The sequence below is a fragment of the Stenotrophomonas sp. 112478_Sma genome (assembly GCF_056479905.1).
This window is the reverse complement of record NZ_CM151072.1, coordinates 2,167,300-2,186,651: the sequence shown is the minus strand read 5'-3', so window position 1 is coordinate 2,186,651 and position 19,352 is coordinate 2,167,300. Positions and strand designations below refer to the sequence as shown.

General features: G+C 58.3%; 12 protein-coding genes. 5 read left to right on the top strand and 7 right to left on the bottom strand.

What is annotated here, in order from left to right:
- Positions 1 to 224 precede the first annotated feature (224 nt).
- Both ACZK08_RS10075 and ACZK08_RS10070 read right to left on the bottom strand, forming a co-directional pair.
- Positions 225 to 752, bottom strand: coding sequence for a DUF6988 family protein (locus tag ACZK08_RS10075; RefSeq protein WP_478452166.1), 528 nt, complete (start codon positions 750 to 752; stop codon positions 225 to 227).
- Between the two features lie 436 nt (positions 753 to 1,188).
- A complete protein-coding gene (locus ACZK08_RS10070; protein WP_049401600.1) occupies positions 1,189 to 1,449 on the bottom strand; it encodes a hypothetical protein in 261 nt (86 codons plus the stop codon).
- 61 nt (positions 1,450 to 1,510) lie between these two features.
- On the opposite strand from ACZK08_RS10070, the gene ACZK08_RS10065 reads away from it, so the two are divergent.
- Positions 1,511 to 2,125: a hypothetical protein gene (locus tag ACZK08_RS10065; RefSeq protein ID WP_033835133.1), complete on the top strand. Its 615-nt coding sequence runs from the start codon at positions 1,511 to 1,513 to the stop codon at positions 2,123 to 2,125.
- A gap of 896 nt (positions 2,126 to 3,021) precedes the next feature.
- Here ACZK08_RS10065 and ACZK08_RS10060 read toward each other — a convergent pair.
- The gene (locus tag ACZK08_RS10060) at positions 3,022 to 3,471 is read right to left on the bottom strand and encodes a hypothetical protein (RefSeq protein ID WP_141653545.1); all 450 of its coding nucleotides are present in this window, start codon (positions 3,469 to 3,471) and stop codon (positions 3,022 to 3,024) included.
- Positions 3,472 to 4,009: 538 nt separating this feature from the next.
- On the opposite strand from ACZK08_RS10060, the gene ACZK08_RS10055 reads away from it, so the two are divergent.
- Complete coding sequence (locus ACZK08_RS10055) at positions 4,010 to 4,786, top strand: hypothetical protein (protein WP_032966761.1); 777 nt, start codon at positions 4,010 to 4,012, stop codon at positions 4,784 to 4,786.
- Here ACZK08_RS10055 and ACZK08_RS10050 read toward each other — a convergent pair.
- The 3 genes from ACZK08_RS10050 to ACZK08_RS10040 form a co-directional block, all read right to left on the bottom strand.
- A complete protein-coding gene (locus ACZK08_RS10050) occupies positions 4,783 to 5,109 on the bottom strand; it encodes an HNH endonuclease (RefSeq protein ID WP_323162603.1) in 327 nt (108 codons plus the stop codon). The genes ACZK08_RS10055 and ACZK08_RS10050 overlap by 4 nt on opposite strands.
- A gap of 253 nt (positions 5,110 to 5,362) precedes the next feature.
- Positions 5,363 to 5,512 carry a hypothetical protein gene (locus ACZK08_RS10045; protein WP_324615445.1) on the bottom strand — a complete coding sequence of 50 codons (150 nt, stop codon included), beginning with the start codon at positions 5,510 to 5,512 and terminating at the stop codon, positions 5,363 to 5,365.
- Positions 5,513 to 6,259: 747 nt separating this feature from the next.
- Complete coding sequence (locus tag ACZK08_RS10040) at positions 6,260 to 6,544, bottom strand: hypothetical protein (RefSeq protein ID WP_017354460.1); 285 nt, start codon at positions 6,542 to 6,544, stop codon at positions 6,260 to 6,262.
- Positions 6,545 to 6,667: 123 nt separating this feature from the next.
- Here ACZK08_RS10040 and ACZK08_RS10035 point away from each other — a divergent pair, with 123 nt between their 5' ends.
- The 3 genes from ACZK08_RS10035 to ACZK08_RS10025 all read left to right on the top strand — a co-directional run bounded on the left by ACZK08_RS10035 (position 6,668) and on the right by ACZK08_RS10025 (position 14,606).
- Complete coding sequence (locus ACZK08_RS10035; protein ID WP_017354461.1) at positions 6,668 to 7,804, top strand: site-specific integrase; 1,137 nt, start codon at positions 6,668 to 6,670, stop codon at positions 7,802 to 7,804.
- Positions 7,805 to 7,993: 189 nt separating this feature from the next.
- A complete protein-coding gene (locus tag ACZK08_RS10030; RefSeq protein ID WP_146027648.1) occupies positions 7,994 to 8,233 on the top strand; it encodes a hypothetical protein in 240 nt (79 codons plus the stop codon).
- Between the two features lie 313 nt (positions 8,234 to 8,546).
- Positions 8,547 to 14,606, top strand: coding sequence for a DEAD/DEAH box helicase family protein (locus tag ACZK08_RS10025; protein WP_026070503.1), 6,060 nt, complete (start codon positions 8,547 to 8,549; stop codon positions 14,604 to 14,606).
- A gap of 804 nt (positions 14,607 to 15,410) precedes the next feature.
- Here ACZK08_RS10025 and ACZK08_RS10020 read toward each other — a convergent pair.
- Positions 15,411 to 19,235 (bottom strand): hypothetical protein, encoded by a 3,825-nt coding sequence (locus ACZK08_RS10020; protein ID WP_051008550.1) that lies wholly within the window; start codon positions 19,233 to 19,235, stop codon positions 15,411 to 15,413.
- Positions 19,236 to 19,352 lie beyond the last annotated feature (117 nt).

The following is a 19,352-nucleotide window of genomic DNA, read 5'->3' as shown; positions in this document are numbered from 1 at the left end:
GGTAGGGAGCCCAGATTAGGAGGGTGCCGAACTTGGAAACATGACAGTCGCCCGACAGGCCCCCGACACAGATCAACTGCCAGGACTTGCCCCAACGAGAAATCCGGGGCAACTGCTTATGCGCCCGTGATGTTCTCCCCGTGCCCCCAGAGGGGGGCGAGGCCCAACTGCCTAGTCACTCACCACAGACCCCACCCTAGACGCGCAGGCGATCCGGGACAGCTCTATGGCGAGGGCTGATGGGGGGGCAATGGCTCCAACTCTGGCAAAACACCCCCAAATTGATGATGCAGTGCATTCATCCATGCCAGAACTGGTTCGCCTGGCCACAGGTGCGCCAGATTCAGAAGGGTTAGCATGGCAAGCGCATTGCTGTTCATGGCCACCCCCGCCAGAAGCGCGCCCGGGTAGCCATTTAACTGCCTTGCCAAGGGGTGAATCCCGGCATGGAGATAGGAGTTCAAGCCGACATAAAGGCATTGTCTGGCTCTGCCCAACAACTGTGATGCTCCTCGGGGCCCAGAGGACTCAAGCTTTACGAGCATGTCCTGAACGCCAGGGAGCCTCTTTGCCGCTTGCTGACTCTCCAGAGTCAGGGGCGCAAGAAGCTTCTCGATGTCGGTGTCGGTAGCTGCATAACATGCCCAGGTTGCACGCACGAGGGCCTCATACTGGGACCGGACCAGCGAGATTGCTGACTGGGGCAGAGTAGCGATCAGGGACTGTACTGCCACGGCGTGATCAAGGGACATCTGGCAAAGTGCCGCCACCGCCGTCGATCTTCGGTCACGTCCATGCTCTATCTCCATCCAAGCGGCTCGAATTTCACCCAAGAGCTCTAAGGAGCCCTCCAGCACAGACGCCCGATCCTGGTCAGCCGATTGAGGCACAAGTCATCCTAGAATCGTGATCTGCAGGCAAGAGTAACGGCTCGTCCATCGGGCAAAGCCCTCAGTTGGCCGGCTGGGCTGCAGCATCTGTTAGCCGGTAATCTCTGCATTGCATCATCCGTGCATCAGCAATTTCTGCGTTGCGTCAGTCGCAAGTCAAATTTTTCTGCAATGGACCGTCTTGCACTGAAATTTTATTCCTCAAAAGCTGAAATCTCTGCAATGGCACCCTAAGAATGTCTGCGATGAACAGCGTTCTGGTCCGCGCGCGATTGCTTCCTATATTGCAACCATACGCTCAGCCAGCCAACCGCCGGGATCCATGATCGCGCGAGCGGACGATCCCGGTCGCAAATGGCTGGCTGCCGTCACTCTCGTGGCTTTGAGCGATCAAGGGGAGCAGTCTGGCCCACGTGTCGAACAGAAGCCTTGGATCTTGGTGGATCAGAAGCGAAACCCGCAGCGCATCTTCCATCGCCTTGAGGTAGCCGCGGCGTATCTCAAGTGCGTTCTCGCAAGCATTGGGGCGACCAAGAATTTGTGTGATCGCGGAGGCCATAGCAGTCTGGACAGGAGGGGAGGGGAAGGCGATAGTCTGCAAACGTCTAGACGATCCCGCAATGAGCATCCTCAACGTTCTCCTCACTCGTGACCACCTCGTCGTCGCAGCGGATACCCTGGCAGAGGATGCTCTCACAGGGGCGTATTCCGCGGGGGCAAAGCTGCTGCTGATCCCTCAGCACAACGTAGTGCTTGCTGCGCGCGGGTCTACGCAATTCTTCCTCCGCATCTACGAGCTTGCACTGCAGGCCAGCTTCCGCGCAGATTTCACAATAGAACAGCTATCTGCCGAGCTAGGGCTGGTGGTGGACCAACTCTGGCCGAACTTTGAGAAAGCGGTTAGCGAAGCGGGATTGCCGATCGAGCAACTCGGGACCGAGTTGGTGCTTGGTGGATGGTCGTTGAAGAACGGCCGGATGATGGCCACGGCGTATGCGAAGAGTGACAGCCGGCGCCCTTGCGTTGTCCAGCCGATCGGGGGGCAGATGGCGTCGCCGGGCGAACCGCTCCAGGCCGCGACCCCTAGCATGGCCCAGGTGGATCTGCTGGCCCATGCGCGTCTCCAGGTCAGCTACCTCAATGGGCAATTGGGCCGGAAAGTAGCAGGAGGTCGACTGCTAGTTGGGTTTCTGCAGAAGGGGCAAGCCCTGCTCAAGGATCTAGGAGAGATCTAGGTCGCGGGAGTCAAATACGCTAGGGGCTGAAATCGAAGTTCAGGTCTGGCCCTAAGGCAGAAGGCCAAAGCAGACCAAGGTCGTCCGTGGATTTGGGATGTTTATCGAGGGCAGGGTGGATGTCCGCTTCTGGCCGGAAGCGGACATTGGGCGGCGACCGGCCCGGTGATGGCATCCGCCTTCGACCCAAAGCGGGCATCGTTCTCGACACACCTGAGTTGATCCGTACTCCAAAGCCTGTTTCCGCTACCCCTTGTAGTGCTCGACGTAGAGCCCCAAAGCTGCCAACGACGCATACACGGCGGACCCAGCGTTGGTCGCGTACAAGGCAAAGGGAACCGGAGGATCGCAGGGAACTGTTGCGATGAACCACGGAGCTGAGCTCGTCAAGCTCGTCCTAGGTGATGTGAGGAATCCTAGCTCCCTACGCATACCTAGCGCCTCGCGGACGTACGCCTTGTTCCAGCCGCCAGTCTTGCACGAGACCCCAAGAAGTAACTCCGTAAATGCGGGATAGCGACGGGTCTTAATCGGACGATATACACCGACGTCAATCTCGTGACGGTCAGCCGCTTTGACCACCGTCGTGCCTTTCCAGCTATGGCTTAGTGTGGTGACCTGCACTGAAATCCTAATCTCGAGCTTCTCAGTAGACGTAGATCCACTGATGTAATCGTGATCCGGATGGTTTGCTTTGCATGGAGATCCTCCAAACGTCAGGACGCCTGCCATCTTGGGGGTACACGTGAGCTTGTAGCCCGCACTATCGATGATTCGCAGAAGCCTAAGCAGCACCCGAAGTTCGTAAGCCTTTCCTTGCGCGTAGGGAGACCCGCTCGCCTTAGCACGCGAAATGGCTGCTTTCACAGCGTTGAGGATTGCTAACTTACTGATCGTCACAGTCGCGGTCCTCGTGGCGCGTGTTCCTCGCGAGGGTCGTCCGGTGGCAGATATCGAGCGATATAGGCCTCAAGATCTGCCTGCTCGTGATCCGTCAAACGCTGGGGTGATACAGTTGGTAGATGTGACCGGATTGAGCGAACTCGGCGACCTTCTGGTGTCTCAACAGTGTAATGAACGTCCTCCAGTCCGGTGAGACCTTCGACCAGCTTCCCGATCTCACCCAAGGTTTGCGAGAGGGCGTCTTGGGTCGTCACAGGTCTAAAATCGAGAACCGCCGCAAGTGCGGCTGCAGCTTGTGCATTCGTGTCGTCCTCGTAATCAGACATCGCCTGAACAATCGCGGAGCGAAGCGATCTAACAATTTGTGGATCAAGCTCAGACGCAAGGGCTAGCGCCTTCCCTATCTCCCTAATTACCTCTTCACCACCTTGATCTTCTGCCATTCACAACTCCACAGCTGTAGACATTAACGGGCCGCGCGGGATGAACCGCCCGGATTCTCTAAATTCAATTGCCGAAGGTTGCCGTTGGCAATGTTCCTTAAGAGTAAGGCACAGTGCGGTTTGGTTCCATAAGCGGATCGCGCTGGCTGTATCCCGAAGTGTGCGATGACGCCGAAGCTGGATAGTGTCGCTGAATTGGACCATCAGGCACTTAGGTCTGAGCCCTGATACAGATTGATGATATGACTCCAAGTCGCGTACGGGCTGCGAAGAGCACCGGCTACTTTGGTCCGCTTCTGACCGAAAGCGGACATTCGTTTAACCAAGGGTGAAGGAAACTTTTAGGGCCAGGATGGACTTCAACTCTCTCGTTCGCTCGCTTCTATCCGATGCGAAGATGCGCCGTAGCAAGCCTCTGCGAGACTAGTGCGCGAGCCAGGTCGCTGACATTGCTCCATGGCCTATGACGTGCCCCGCACCCGCTGGTCAAATGGAACCGCCCTCGGCACCATGGGCACGACCATCTAAGGAGTTCTTCATGCTCTACCAAGATAAGTACGTCGCCTTCATCGACATGCTCGGGTTCTCCGCACTTGTCCAAGAGTCGGCAGCCGACATGAGCAAGCTTGATGAAATAGCAGAGGCCATCGACAGACTAAAGAACACAGCGTGCTGCAACCCAGCAACAGGACTTTTGTTCACTTACTTCAGCGACTGCATCGTCATATCAAGCAGCCGCTCTCCTGCTGGCCTTGCCGACATCCTGAGCTGCATCAGAATGTTGGCCGAGAACCTGCTAGTGGTTGATATATTGATACGTGGAGGGCTCACAGTTGGAAGCATTCATCATGATTCTCAGATGATCTTCGGACCGGCGATGCTGGACGCCTATCGCATGGAATGTAAGGAAGCACGCAATCCCATGGTGCTCGTGAGCGAAGAGGTGCGATCGGATGCTCGCGCTGCGGGGTTAAGCAACCTGTTGACGTGGGATGACGAAGAGCCAGACCGCCACTATGTCCACTATCTGATCTCGTACAGCGCTTATGACTCTAATCCAAGGGCGGGCGTCGTGATTCTCGATAGCCAGGCCGCTCTCATCCGGCATTTCATCGCCAAGAGGCTGCTAGGCGCTCCGGGTAAGATCCTGGATAAAGCCGAGTGGATGGAACGATATTGGAACGAGAAGGTGGCGACAGGTGGAATTCTCGGACGTGTTGACAGGGTCGCAGACCTTGTTAGGCCCAATGCGCGACCATTTCGCAGCAGACTCGCCGTTCTAGCACCGCAACCGGGCGCCACTAGTGTGGACTAGCGAATCAGGCAAGCAGCTGCCGATTCCTTGCAAAGATTCAATTCAATTGGCCATACGGAAGCACGTGCAATCCCTGATGGCAGTCGGGACCACCATCTCCCCATTGCCAGCCGCGTCTGAACCAGCGCCCGGAACGCTTCAGCGGAAGGGGCTGGTCCCTTCCGCTGGTGCCTCCCCTGGTTGCACCGGCTATGCGCGGCCACCACGTTCCCGGACACGTCTCTGCCCCCGTCCTGTTGGGCCACCAGGTGCTCGGCGGTGCATTGAAAGGCTCGGGCCTTACTGGCCTTCAGCCCGAGCTCTGAGGGTGCAGTGAGCCACATCGGCAGGCCGCAATAGAAGCAACGGCCCGATTGGGCGTAGAAGGCAGAAGTGCGAAGGGATCTGCGGCGTTTGGCGGTCATGGATGGCTCCGGAATCGAAGGATTCCCGTGCCCCCATTGGGTGGACCTCGGGCACCCGGAGCCTATTGGCTATGCGGGCACAACACCGGCGCTTTATAGCGACTGGCTAAGGCGTTATAGCTCAGCGCTTGAGCCGCTACAAGGCCCAGATGCCGACCAGAACGGGAGGGAGTCACCGACGCCCAGTTAAGGTCAAAGCTTGGTCAGGGGGCGAGCGACGCGCTTGAGCAGGTGGAGCGGGGCGTGGCGCGTCACCCAGGGAAGTCGCGGTGTTGTAGTCCTGCTCAACCCGCTGAACTGTTCGCACGTTCAGGCCCGAGATCTCGTCTAATTGTTCTTGCGACCAATGTCGCGACTGGCGGAACTGGGAAGTGCAGGCGACAAGCTCTGACCGATCAGGTGCGCAGTTGGGAACTCAAGGGCGAGCTGGATGTGGAGCCAGAAATCGAGGGCGTCTTAGGTGCGGATCCAGGAATCAAGGGCATCTTTGGGGGAGATCTGGAAATCGCGGGCGTCCTTGTGGGGAAATACGGGCGGACAGCTGTGGGATCTGGGGCGTTTCCGTTGTGGCAGTCAGGCGCAGGCAAGGAGCCGAGCCAGAGGCCCAGCCATTGCCAAGCCGAGCCCACGAACCGGATCAGGCCAGACATTGCATTTCGCATAATGTATATTATGTTCAATGCAGCGTGGCTGCCTGACGCAGTTCTTGCGCCGGCGTCGGCACCTACTGTTGAGCGCTGCGAATTTGGGGCAGCTTGCGCGGCAACTTGTAGCAATTGATGCGCTGAGCTACGTGCAGTCCCAATGACTCGCTGTGATCTTGGTGCATCACCAATGGTGCGTCGCGAATCTGTTGCATCTCCAATGATGTTGCCAAGGCGTTGCAGCCACGCGCTTTCGAGAGCATCTAATTTGGGAGACGGCTATGACCGTCGGCTTCATTTCTGAGCTAGCTCAGCGGCTTGGACCCTCCAATTTTGAAGAGTCCAAGCGAACAATTCACTTGCTGGCTCCGGTGTCGCGGTCCCCGAGCCCCAACCACGTCAGAACCCCTTGGACTTCGGCGGTGTCAGTCAAGGCGCTGACTGATCCATTCCCATGTCGCCTTGCTGAGGTAGCCTTGGTACTCGCCACGGACAAGCTGGGATACAAAAATCCCGTCATTCTTATCGAGCTTCTGTTGAAGATCGGCAGATAGATCGTGAGCGCTCATATCCCCGGACACCCAGCGGACCGACTCCAGATCAGGATCTGCTACGTTCTGGTAGCGCTCCAGGTGCTTGAGGAACGCAGTCCTCTTTGCGTCGTAGTTGGCTTCTCGGTTCAAATTCCAGGTGACAACATAGACGGCCATTTCGATCCTTCGAGACTGACACCGAACGTGTCTCCGTGATCTTAGTAAGTGCGACATATACGGTTCCGATAAGATATATTTATCGGAACTCAGGCTATTTTTAATCCCTACTTTCAACCACTTATGAGCGACCTTCTTCCAGCTCTGACCACCGCGGCTCCTGCCAATCCGACTGTGGCGCAGCTCTCGCAGTCCTCGGCGGACGCGGTGCGCGAAGTCTTCGCCGAAGCGGCCTCGGCCAACACCACGCGCAGTTACGCCACCGCCTTGCGCTACTGGGCGGCCTGGTACCAAGGCCGCTACGGAGCGGTCATCGCCATGCCGGTCGACGCGTCTTGCGTGATCCAGTTCATCATCGATCATCTGGCCCGGCGCTCAGGCGATGCCCTGACCTGGGAGCTGCCGCCGACACTGGATGCGCTTTTGGTGGAAGGCAAATTCAAGCAGCGCCAAGGACCGCTCAAGCTGTCGACCATCGTCCACCGCGTTGCGGTGCTCTCCAGCGCCCATCAATTGCTCAAGCTGGCCAATCCCTGCGAAAGCAGCGAGGTTCGGCAGCTGCTGGCCAAGGGCCGTCGCGCCGCACATAAGCGCGGCGAGCGGCCGAGCAAGAAGACGGCGATCACTGCGACCGAATTGATGGCGATGATTGCGACCTGTGAGGACGATCTTGTTGGGAAACGTGATCGTGCCCTGCTCTACTTCGCCTTCGCCAGTGGTGGGCGCCGTCGGAGCGAGACGGCCCATGCCGTCTTGAGCAAGCTTGCGCCGATCGACGGCGGCTACCTCTACCACCTGGACGTCGGCAAAACGCTTCAGGAGGGCGTCAAAGCAGGCGGCTCGCCGGACAAGCCCTTGTTAGGTCCACCGGCCGAAGCGCTTCGCACCTGGATCGAAGCGGCTGGACTGCAGGAGGGTGCCCTCTTCCGCCAATTGACACGCGGGAAAGTTGGGGCCGGCTTGTCACCCAAGTCGGTGGCCACCATCATCCAGAATCGCGCCCGCGCTGCCGGATTGGTGGGGAGCTTTGGCGGTCACAGCCTACGATCGGGTTTCGTAACGGAAGGTGCTAGGCAAGGAATTGCCCTGCCAGCCATTATGGCAATGACCGATCACCGATCGGTGGTCAGTGTCATCGGCTACTATCAGGCCGGTGCGGCCGAAACGAATCCGGCGGCTCGAATGCTGGAAGCTGCCGCAAGGTCAAGTGCCGAGCGCCCCATAGGGCGGTATGGAGACACGACGAGCGCTGAGTCCTAGGCAATCGTGCGGTCAAACTAGTAGAAGTATCCTTTGATCGTCGCGGCTTCGCTGCGATCTATCACTGTCGGTCTCTGATGATCTCCCGTCGCAGTCGGCCCTCACGTCACGGAGATCGGGTGATCTGTGCCCGATGCTTGAGTCGGCCGTCTCCAGTAAATCGCGCGCGGCTACACCAAAGATCCTGCGATGCTTGGCGGTGCGAAAGGCAATGGCCACTCGACCCTGCCGTCCGATTTGCCGCTCTCGCATGGCAAGAAGAATCCCGTTTATGCGGTCATGGTCGAAGGTCCGGACGGCACCAGATTGCAAGCAGAAGCGGAGCTTCGTCTCGACCACTTTCGACCTGGCGGCTACAAACTGATTGCCTATCTCCCTAGACTCGATAAAGCTGATGTGCCCGTGATTAGCAAAGTCTGGAAGGTGTAAGTCGAGCCTCCGTTTCGGGCCGACAGCTGCCATGCTTCACCCCCGATAATTCCCCCTGCCCCCCCCCTTTGTTCCGTTGATGTCCGCCTGCGGCCACATGCGTCCGATCAGCTCCTACGGACAAATGTCAGCCATGGGCTGAACAGCCGTTCTCGCGTCCGTGCGAGTGACCGATGTGATCGACGACGGATATACTTCGATTCACAATGCCGCTCGATGCGGCGACGGCATACCCGCTGGTGCTCGACGCCCCCGGGTTATGCTGGAGCGGCTCCCTTTTCTCAGGTTCGCACCCACTACCCAATCCATATTTATGGCCTCGAAAGCGCCCAAAAATTCGCAGCCATCCGCTGCTACAGCTCCCGCAACGGCACCGGCGGAGGGCGAACGCCGAGCGCTTCGTGGATACGTCGGCCAGTACGAGCGCGCGGGCGCTGCCATCTATGCCGCGCTTGAGCGCGACGAGCTGCTTTGGATTGGCGTCGCTGACCGCAACGCGGGCATTGCGGACGACCTGGTACTAGGATTCGATGGATTGGTGGTCGGTCACCAGTTCAAGACGTCCAAGTTCCCAGGCACTTTCACTGTTGAGACGCTGTTTACTGGTGCCAATGGTCTCTTGAAGCCCCTAGTTCAAGCTTGGCAGTGCCTGTCCAAGGACAACCCAGGAAGTCGCGTCGAGATTCACTTGGTCGTCAACGACTTTCCATCGGTTACCGACAAGCCAGGCGACGGCAGGCTACGGCACAGCGCTGCATTTCTCGAGGAGTTCCAACAGCATCCAAATCGGTCGCTGTCGGATTGGTCCGCGCGAGGATGGAGCCGACTGATCGACCACCTGCGCCGCGAAGCCGGCTTAAATGATGACGACTTCGAACAGTTCATGCATGCCCTGCGCGTGGTGTGCGGAGCTGCAGCGAACTTCATCCAGTCGCACAAGCTGAATGCGGAGCAGGCGAGACAGGCATGCGAGATTGCCAGCGTGCTGCCCAAGCTAGTCGCCGATGAACGCGACAAGGACAGGTGGACGCGTGACGAGCTGCTTCATGAGCTTGGATGGCGCGATCCCGCCAAGACTTTGCTCATCCATCGGTTCCCGGTCGGCGCCTATGTCCAGCGCAATCGGGACACTGAGGTCAAGCTACTAGCAGCGCTTCATGCCTCCAATCACGGCTACGTCTCACTCATAGGACCACCTGGCTCCGGAAAATCCACTCTCCTGCAGGTTGCGCTGGCCACTGAAGCAAGTGTCCGGCTCGTTCGTTACTTAGCGTACGTGCCGGGCGCGGCTCAAGGCGTGGGTCGTGGGGAGGCCGACAACTTCCTGACCGACGTAGGTACGCAGCTGCGGAACAGCGGTTTAGTTGGGCTTCGTCTTCGCGATGACTCGCTATCTGAGCGCCGCGAACAGTTCGGCGTCCTGCTACGGCAGGCTGGTGAGCGCTTCACTCGCGAAGGGATCCGTACAATCATCGTTGTCGACGGGCTAGACCATGTGCCACGCGAAGAACGGCCGACCAATTCGTTTCTGGGAGAGCTGCCTCTTCCCGCGGCAATCCCAAATGGGGTCGTGTTCGTGCTCGGCACGCAACGGTTGGATCTCGCTAATCTGAAGCCCGCCGTAAGAGCGCAAGCGGAGAAGAGCGAGCGACAGGTTCTCATGGGGCCTCTCGGTCGCGAGGAACTCACCTGGATGGCGGATGCGCTAGGCTTGCCTGCCGAGATTCCAAGATTGGATCTCAGCAATCTCACGCATGGCCACCCGCTGGCAACGCGCTACTTGATTCAGGCACTGCTGCACGCTGACGAAGCTGGTCGCAAGCACCTTCTTAGCGGCGGGATGCCGTTCGACGGCGATATTGAGACTGTATATTCAGCTGCTTGGCGCGAGATCGCAAACGATGTCGATGCCATGGATGTGCTGGGCTTCATCGCTCGGGCTGAGGCACCCATGGACCTGCGACTGCTGGCCACGATGGTCAAGGAGTCCTCGATTGAACGCGCCCTGGTCATTGCGCAGCACCTGCTCCGCAGTTCATCCCGGGGATGGAGCGTCTTCCACAACAGCTTTAGGCTGTTCGTCATCGCTCAACCGCGAACCCGCCTCGGGAGCGTCGACGCTGAATACTCGCAGCGCGTATACCGCAACCTTGCCCAGTTGGCGAAGAGCGCGCCACCTGAATCGGCACAGTACTGGCTTGAGCTGCGCTACCGCGCGCGTGCCGGCGACGGTGCCGATGTACTGGCATTGGCGATGCCCGCTCGCTTCAGGCAGCAGCTGGCTGACGGGCGTTCTATCGCCGAGATTCACGCCGACATCCGCCTCGCCCTGCTGGCAGTGCGTGAAACGCACGACGCGACCGCCTTTACACGACTGCTGCTGTGTCGTGACGAAGTGGATCGGCGCAAATCAGCCCTTGAGTACGCCAACCAACTCCCGCTGGCTATGCTGGCGGTGGGGAACATTGAAGCAGCTGTCTCCCTCGTGCAGGACTTCCCCAGCCAGGGCTACGAGGTCGTCGACGCCCTACTAGCGCGAGGCGACTTCGACCGCGCGAAGGAGCTGTTTGAAAGCCTCGAACCACTATCGCAGCTCCATACGCCCAAGTTCAGAAACTACGGGCACCAGCACAACATCAAGGAATTCGAAAGATGGGCAATGCGCGCCGTCCACTTCCGAGACACCGAGCAGATCCAGATAGCGATTGATCATCTCGCCGCAGAGGGTCTAAGGGAGCCGGAAACGGTGGATCCGCAATCTGCCGTAGCGCTGCGGCTGCATCTTAGGAGGGAAGCCGCAAAGGCGATGCTAGGTCAGAAGGTTGGCTCCGATCCTCAAGAACTATGTAGCAAGCTCGGAGTAGCCAACGAAGATAAGCCGTCGGTGATGGTTCACGCAGGGCTTGCGGCCAGTCGACGTGGCGACGTTGGGCAAGCGCTTGCGCTGTTTGATAGTGCCGTCGCTCTTCCCCGGTTCGGGGAGGTACCAAACGGCTACCGTCAACGGATGGCGCTGATCGCATTCGAAGCTGGCCGTCGTGACCTAGCCGAGGCCCTGTTCGACAAGCTGGTCGCACCGATGATCTCCATGTGCGACGACAAGACGGACCTGGCTGGGCTGGGCAATCTGGTCGGCGCAGTGATGCATCACGCGAGGCTTTGCACGCTGCTCAAGAGGCCACTGCCAAGCGTGACACCGTCGAAGCACACCTTCCTTCATCCACTCCAACAGCACGCTTCGACGATAGGTGTGCTTCTAGCTCGCGCTGCCGGCGTCAACGGGTCCTTATCGGCAGGCGGCATCCAAGGCATAGCCCGCACGTCCCTTGGGTATGTCCTACGTCTCGCATCAGAAGGCGGCAGCGAGTCATACCGTATCCAGCAGTCTTTGAAAGCGATCCCCACGCTCGTGCAAGCGCTGCTGAGGCTCGGCGCCGAGCGCGGTGAGACTGAGTATCGCGCGGTACTTCGGGAGGTTGACTCAGCCATCGCTTCATCGGCGTCGAAGGGAACTGCTTACCTGCGACGCAGATTGGCTGTCGATGCATATCGCGTTGACGGTGATCGTGCGGCGGCGGCGGATCGGCTTAATGCCCTCGTGGCGGAGCTTAAAGAAAGTACACCAAGCGAGCAGATCGACGGGCTAGCGAATCTAGCCATCGGGTTGGCTGCGGTCGGGGAGTTAGAGCGGGCGAATCAGTTGCTGGCGACGGTTCCTGAGCAATGCCTTGGCTATGCCTTGGCTCCCAAGAAAGACCCGCAGTACGCGATCTGGCGAAACACTCTAGCTCTCGCGAACGCGGCTGACCCGGAAAACCGTGTCAAGCGGGTCTCAGACCTGATGCGTCAGGTCGGTGGCATGACCAAAACGGAAGGGTCGTCGGCCGCGCGTCGCCTTACCATGGCACTGATTAAGGAAGCGATGCAGGTTGGACCTCGCTTCGGCTTCGAGGTGTCAAAGACACTGGCGGATTGGCATCTAATCGGCTGGCCGAATCGTGTCGACCTGCTCATGACGGGGATGGTCAGGCGAAACCCTGAACTCGTCTTGGCATGCGCGACCGTCTGGTGCGGTCTCTGCCTGCCATTCTATATGGAACCGCACTACCGGGATCCGTCCCATGTTGGTGACTTCATCGACGCCTCCGCGGACGCAGCCGGCCCTGACCAGATTGAACCGCTCGCTCTGATGCTGCTTGGGGCGGTCGAGGTAGCCAGCAGAGCGCACGAGAGAATCACGCTGCTCCAGCGCATTCACAAGGCTTCCGGAAAGCATGGATTCTCGTCGCCTGAGCTCGAAGCCGCCATCGCCCGGTGGACGCCAGAAGCGCCGGAGCCTCGACACTCGTATACGTCTAACAAGTACGCCTCGGAAGCTACTCTCGCGGATCTTGAACTCGCGTTTGAAGCAGATAGCGACGAGCTGAACCACAACGCCCCGGACCGTTTCGAAGAGCTGGCAGACACAGCTCCGATTCATCTGGCGCGAAGGGTCTTTGAGCGCTGGCAGGTATTGCAGGACAACGCACGCTGCCGTTTCCTGATGGTGAAGCGGTTTGCTGCAGCCGATGAGGTCGATTACGCCAAGAAGCTTATGCAAGGCTACGAGACAAGCAACGACCCCTGGAGTTCCTGGAGCCAAGGGATGGGTGGCGGCAAGTTCTTCTACTTTAAGGCGAAGAAGCTTCTGCACGGATCATCCACATGCCCTGCGGCCTTCGAGAACATAGTCGATTCAGTGACAACGGGCCAGGAGAATACCCAGGCACTGCTCACAGAGCTGGATTCGATACTGCCGGTCATCAGCTTGACGCCAGATTGGCCGGCTATCTGGTCGCTGATTGAGGAGCAGATGACCTGCACTCGCGAGTTCCAGTTGGGGCGACCCTTCCAGTCGAGCGAGCTACCACTCAGCGACACGGACCTTTTGGAGGAGTTGCTGCACTTTGCCTATCGACTTCCCATTGCAGAGGTTCAGCGGCACGCGCGCAATTGCGCCCTGAGCTTGGCAAGGCAAGTCGGACAGGGTCAATCTTTGTTCACATCCCTTATCCGGCGACTTATGGACGGTGACTTGGACGCCCCCTTGCAGGCACTCGGAACGCTGCTCGCTGCCGACAGCGCGAACCTCGAGCCCGTATTGGGCCGCGCCGTAGCTGCAATGGTCAGTCACCGTGACATTGCAGTAGCCGAGTCAGCCACGCTCTTGTCGCATCGGTGGGGGCTGGCTGTCTCTTTTGACGCGACGCCACTGCCGCTCTTCTATCTCCTCGAATTCAGTGACCTGCCAGAGAGCGACCAGGCATTCACGGACGAGAGAACTGGTGCAATGCGCGTCGAATCGCCGCTTGGCTGGACTCGTATGTTGCGCTCGACGGCACGTCACATTGCAAAGGCGGCAGACATCGAGGAGATGACAGTTCGCCGTCGCGCGGCGATGTTCATCCAGGATTGGGGTGGACTTGAGGCCTTCGGGCCCTCTGGTGTCAAAGAGCTTGAGGCTCAGCTTCGTGTCCTTGATATGCAGATCACTTACATGAAGCCACACGCCTACATCGCCATTGCTGCCCTTCGCCACGTCGCAGGGGAGCTGCGCCTGGCCGGCAAGTTGGAGAGCCGGGACAGTCCGATGCTGTTGGAGAGATTGGGCTACCCGCTTCCGCCTCGGCCATTGATGCTCCCGCGAGTTCGTCCCGAGTGGATTCGAAGGCCGCTGATTGACCGAAGTGCCGGTTGGTCCGAGCGAGAGCAGAAGTGGATTGACGAGGTTGACGGCGATGTTGCCCCTTTCCTGGCGCACTGCGACGGCCAAGTCGTGGCCGAGGTGTCTCGCTTCCATATCCACAAGGCACGACTGTCAGAGCACCGCTTCTACCGCTTTAGAGCACCTTGGGCAGAGACTGATAGTGAAGAGTTCGACGATTGTTACGCCAAGCTGCCCATCGCTGTTTGGCTAGGCCAGTACGTCCCACTCGACAATGATCTGGCACCAACGCTGGTAAGGCGAGTTGTCTGCTCCGTGGACATGGGCTTTGACACAGCGGCCAATCCGTTTGCATTATGCCCAAACTGGGTTGAGGGGCTTCGCTGGCGCGCTCATGACGAGACACCGAGCGTATTCTTCGATGCGAGCGGAACGGTGGTCGCAGAGCTTCACTGGTGGCGTGACGCTGGCCCGGTTGGAATCGATGCGGATTCTCTGTGGGGCGAGGGTTGCTACCTCGTTGTGACGCCGGCTGGCCTGGAACAACTCACCGCCGCTTATGGGAAAGAGTCCTTAGCCGTTAATGTGTTCGCAAGCAGGCATATAGAGCAGCCGAGTAATTGCGGGCAAACTCTCCTAAGAACGGCGAAGGGCGGATACTCGGTCTAAGGCCATCCATACTCCGCTTCGATCCTAGACGCTAAACTACAGGCTGTTATCGCTGACGCAGCCCTTCTGGCGTAAGAACTGGAACGACCGCTATGCGTCGGAAGCAGCCATTGCCCTACCACGATAGACACCCCGAATCCATGTTTGGCCTTGAGCCTGCTTCGGTCCATCGCTGTTGGAGCCAAGGCTGAACCTAAAGCCCATCCTTCCTGGGCGCATCGGATAAATCGGGAGAGACTTCAATATCTTCTAGCCGGTCACTCCCAGGATTCGCGCGGAGCCTGGAAAAGAGGCAGAGTCGAATCTTGGCGCTAGTCGAAGTGACACCATTGGTCCAGATCTCTCCTAGATCTTTGAGCGCAGCCTGCACCCACGCTGCCCCGCTGCCCGTTGAGGTAGCCGGCCTGCATACGCCCACGGCCCAGCAGATCCGACTGGGCCATGTTAGGCGTCACAACCTGGAGCGGCTCACCTGGCGATGCCAGCTGGCCCCATATCGGCTGGACCACGCAAAGCGCCGTCTGTCACCACAGGGATACGCCGAAGAACAGCGTTCATCCGGCGGTTCTTCGGCGACCTGCTACCAAGGACTTACTGGGTCCCAAGCTGCTTGAGTGACAGTCCCGCCTGAGTTGCCGCCCTGTTGCTGTTCGGCCACAGCTGATTGTGCCCGCGTAGAACCAATCAGTGTGCACAGGGTCCTTTCATCTATGTACATCGAATTCACAATGAGCCAACAGGACCGAGTATCTATGCGGGGCGCAACACCAAGATGACTAGCCGGCTCCATCTCACCCATACGCATCATTCAAAGCGCTGTTCCCGTCGACTGTGATCTTCCGCCTCCCTCTGTCGCTCTCTTCGCACTGTGAGCTCGATCCGTTCAAGCCTCTCCGCCACAAGATTCCTAACTTCGGCCAATGGATGCTCCAGCAGCTCAGCAAAAGCTTTGGCCCGAATTTCTATGATGTCAGCCAACGAGCTAGACCAACTCATGGGCTGGATTCCGGCAAACATCACATCGACGATGCATTGCTTGTCCACTGCGGCTTCCAGCAAGCCTTTGATGGACGCACTGAGGACAACGCGTTTGGGATGTTCTAGTGGTATATCGGTTGCCTCTACAGTTGAGTAGGCGCAGGTCGCTGCGGCAACACCCACGATCCGATCTTGATCACCTCGACACCAGGTAATCAACCGATCCACCGGCATACTATTGAGTGACGGCGAAGCACCTCCGAAACGACACTTGAAAACGCGATCAATCAAACGACGCTCCCTATCGTCGCCCGTGAAGATCTCTCCAAGGACAATCTCCGGGAAGTTGCGGAATAGCGTTGTCATGAGGACTTCGAAATCAGAGCTGCGAATTCTAAGATCATCCAACCCTTCGCAAAGCAACCTCACGATCTCCTCGACTTCCTGTTCTGGAGCAGACTCAGATAGGCACTGCTGGGCGATCCGCTTGGTCCCTCGGATGCGATTCAATTCAGTCTGTCCGCGCTTCCCCCCGAGTAGAGCGCGAATGGCGTCGCGCCCTGTCGAAAGGAGATCTTCACTCGGCACGTAGTTTCCGCCCCTCCCCGCGAAGAATCGCATTTCTAGCACACTAAGCGTGGTGTAGAAGCCATCATGGCGCTGGTTCAATATGGTGAACAGTTCCGCGAGCTCGCTGTCGGTAAGGGACTCGTGCATGCGGCCATAGGCAAGCTGTCCAAACCGCCACGCTTCGAACTCTTCCCCTCGAGCCAACTCAATCAGCATATTGAACCCCCATGGGCCAATCTTGATGGCGCTGAGCAGGTAGATGAAGAAGGTCCGCAACAAGGGATGATCTAGCACCCGCTCCAACATCACCATGGCCAAGCGGGGGTCGATATCGTTTGCAGCGCTGATATAGCCTTGAAGCACCTGTGGATTGAGCTTCGCAGGCGCCTGCAGTTGCACCAGGCTCAAAAGACGCTCATAAGTGGCAATTAGGTCGACGCTGCCTTGCGCCAGCCCAATGCCGAAAGGATGCAGTGCATCGAACTCGCCCGACCAAAGCCCTGGACCCAATCGCTCTAAGCAACCTAGCTCTGCTGCGGCCATCTCACCAAGAGAGATGACCTTCTCTTTGATCATCTCGTCACTGAAGGCTACTTGCCCCCCCCTACTCTCGATGTGATCCCAAGTATTGGACAGCACATAGGCCTCGATCTCAGAATAGAGGTCGGATGGTGCCGCAACGCGCGAAAGTGACTCCAGCCGAGCCAGTAGATCAGGATGAGCTGAGTCGCCATCGAAGCCAAGCGTCTTCTTTACCGAGACCCACATCTGCGGCCATTCCCCTTTCGAAGCATGACTTCTGACTATCTCCTCGAGATCATCAAAACAGCCCGCAAACGTCCATAGTTCCCGGAAATGACCTGCCAGAAGTGAGCGCGCCCAGTCGCGAAGAGTCAAGTCATCACATGTCAGCACCGGTCGCAGCAAGTTCAAGAAGCCGATATACCACTCGAGCTCTTCGGCACGCGTTCGCGGCTGCCAGCCAGCATCACGTCTACGTGCACCGAAGTCGAACGCAGAGAAAGACGTCCAGTGCGTCGCTTCGAACGCAGCATGGAACAGCTCGGCTGCGATCTCGCGATGCCTCTCGGTGCCCGACTCGAGTAGCTTGCTGACAAACGCACACCGCCGTTCTGGTCGCGCCAGCGTACCTGACAGGTGCAACGAGAACAGATGCCGCATCTGTCCAACTATGCTGTCCCTGTTCTCACCTGACTTCTCGCCCTCGGAGAACTTCAGCATGACCGTCGCAGCACGATCAAACTTATCGTCGTCGTAAGCTAGCTGGTGCAGCAGGCGCACGAACAACCTGAAGTTTCGGTTCTCGCGCGAGGCAAAGCCTGGCTTGGTTGCGGCGTTCTCGATCAGCTGCAGCACGGTCTCCGGGAATACCGGCGCTATGTATAGCAATGCAGACAGCGTGCCTTCGTTACACGATCCAATATCATGCAGCGGTCCGCCGGGGCTCACCCAACTATTTGCCATCCGAACCGCAGGCTCGAAATCGTGCAGGTATCCCAGTCGATGCGCACATGAGACGAAAAGTCGGAGGTTCTCTGGCTTTAGCAGCTCGGCATTGATTGCATCGACAGGGATGTTCTCCAGCGCACGCTTCGCCAAACGATTGGCAAGTGCATGAGGAAGAACTGCTCTCCACTCACCACGACTCTGCGCGAGCTGACGACGCATCAACTCAGCCTGAGCCCGATGCAGACCACGACGATCGAGGCCAACGATGGCACTTAGGACGCCAAGCTCATCATTGAACTCGGACGAGGAGACATTGAAGGAATAGACGAGCGATAGCGCTTCAGCGCATTCCAGAAGTTCATTGGACGCTCCTTTTCGTTGACTGAACAACCTATGGAAAAGGTCCTCGTCGGAGAAGTTTGTCAACGTCTCATCTGCATCTACCCGGCTGGCCAGCGCGATCGCGATGCGCGAATTGCCGCCGGAAAATTCGGCGATTTTGCCCGCGTTCAACTTCCCGATGTCTGGGTGCCGCCGCTGGATCAGCATCGAGACCGTCTCCTCGCTGCACGGCTCGAGGTGGATCACTTCGGTTTCCTCAGGACGATCGTCCGAGATGTCGTACTCGATTGTCAGAAGGCTGAGCATCGCGCTACTTGCGGAGACCTGCTTCTGCAACTGCCGATGCACGTCTGGCGGGCAGTTGTCCAGCACCAATTGAACCGCATGATCGTTAGCAACGATGTATGAAACTAGCTCGGATGCCGTCGGTGTCAAGTTCTCACCCAGGTCGGCGTAGATTGCGCTAGCTGGTGACAAGGCCTCCTCACCAACGTTCGCCTCAAACAGGGCCTGCGCGAATCGCGTCTTCCCCACTCCGGAGAGGCCGGTGATGCGCACCGCACTACCGCGGCGGCGCAACCGTTCTCGAGCTAGATGTATACCCTCAGAAACAGGCATAGGAGTCTTTGCGCTCGAGTTCGCGTCAATCACGCAGGGGTGGTCATCAACAAGGAATGCGTCGTTCTGGGCTGGGGGAGTAGCTGCCCACCTCCCGAAAGGCCTCCAGCCGGACAAGGGGCGGCCGAGGCGCGCACGAACCCACAGCGCAACGCTTGGATGCCGCCGTAGCCAAGTCGCCAATCGATCTCGACCATAAAAGTCAACGCGCAGAGACGCTTTTCCAGGAAGGGTCTCCGCGACCGCCTCCATCGCCCGCACTCGACTCGCCAACATGCTGTCTGAACAATCGTCCTTGCCACTAACGATAATGTAGGCACCATTTCGATCGGCAAGATCTGCAAGTACGAGCTTTGGGGTGCCACCCTCCAACATCTCGTCCCTGCATGCCGCCGCACCCATAGCATGCTTCTTGACCTGGAAACCGCAGATCCCACGAGGAACAAAGCCGTCGTTGGACGGCAAGTCCATAGCCTCAATACGGACATCCAAACCGCCATCAGGTGCCTCCTGCGCACCTCCCCACATAACGCTCTTCGGCCGACGCCCCTGCTGGATTACCTCCGCTTCGCAAAGACGGGCAACCAATTCACGCAGATCGCCAGCACTGAGCGCTGTGATATCTACAGCATCAAGTTCAAAAAATCTCATGATTCCCTTCCCGCAATGATCGGGGCACGCGCATCAAGGCATTAAAGACGGCGCAAAGCAATTTGTCGCCTAGGTCAGACTGCCCAGAATTCTAGGAGCCTGGAAACTGTGGAAGGA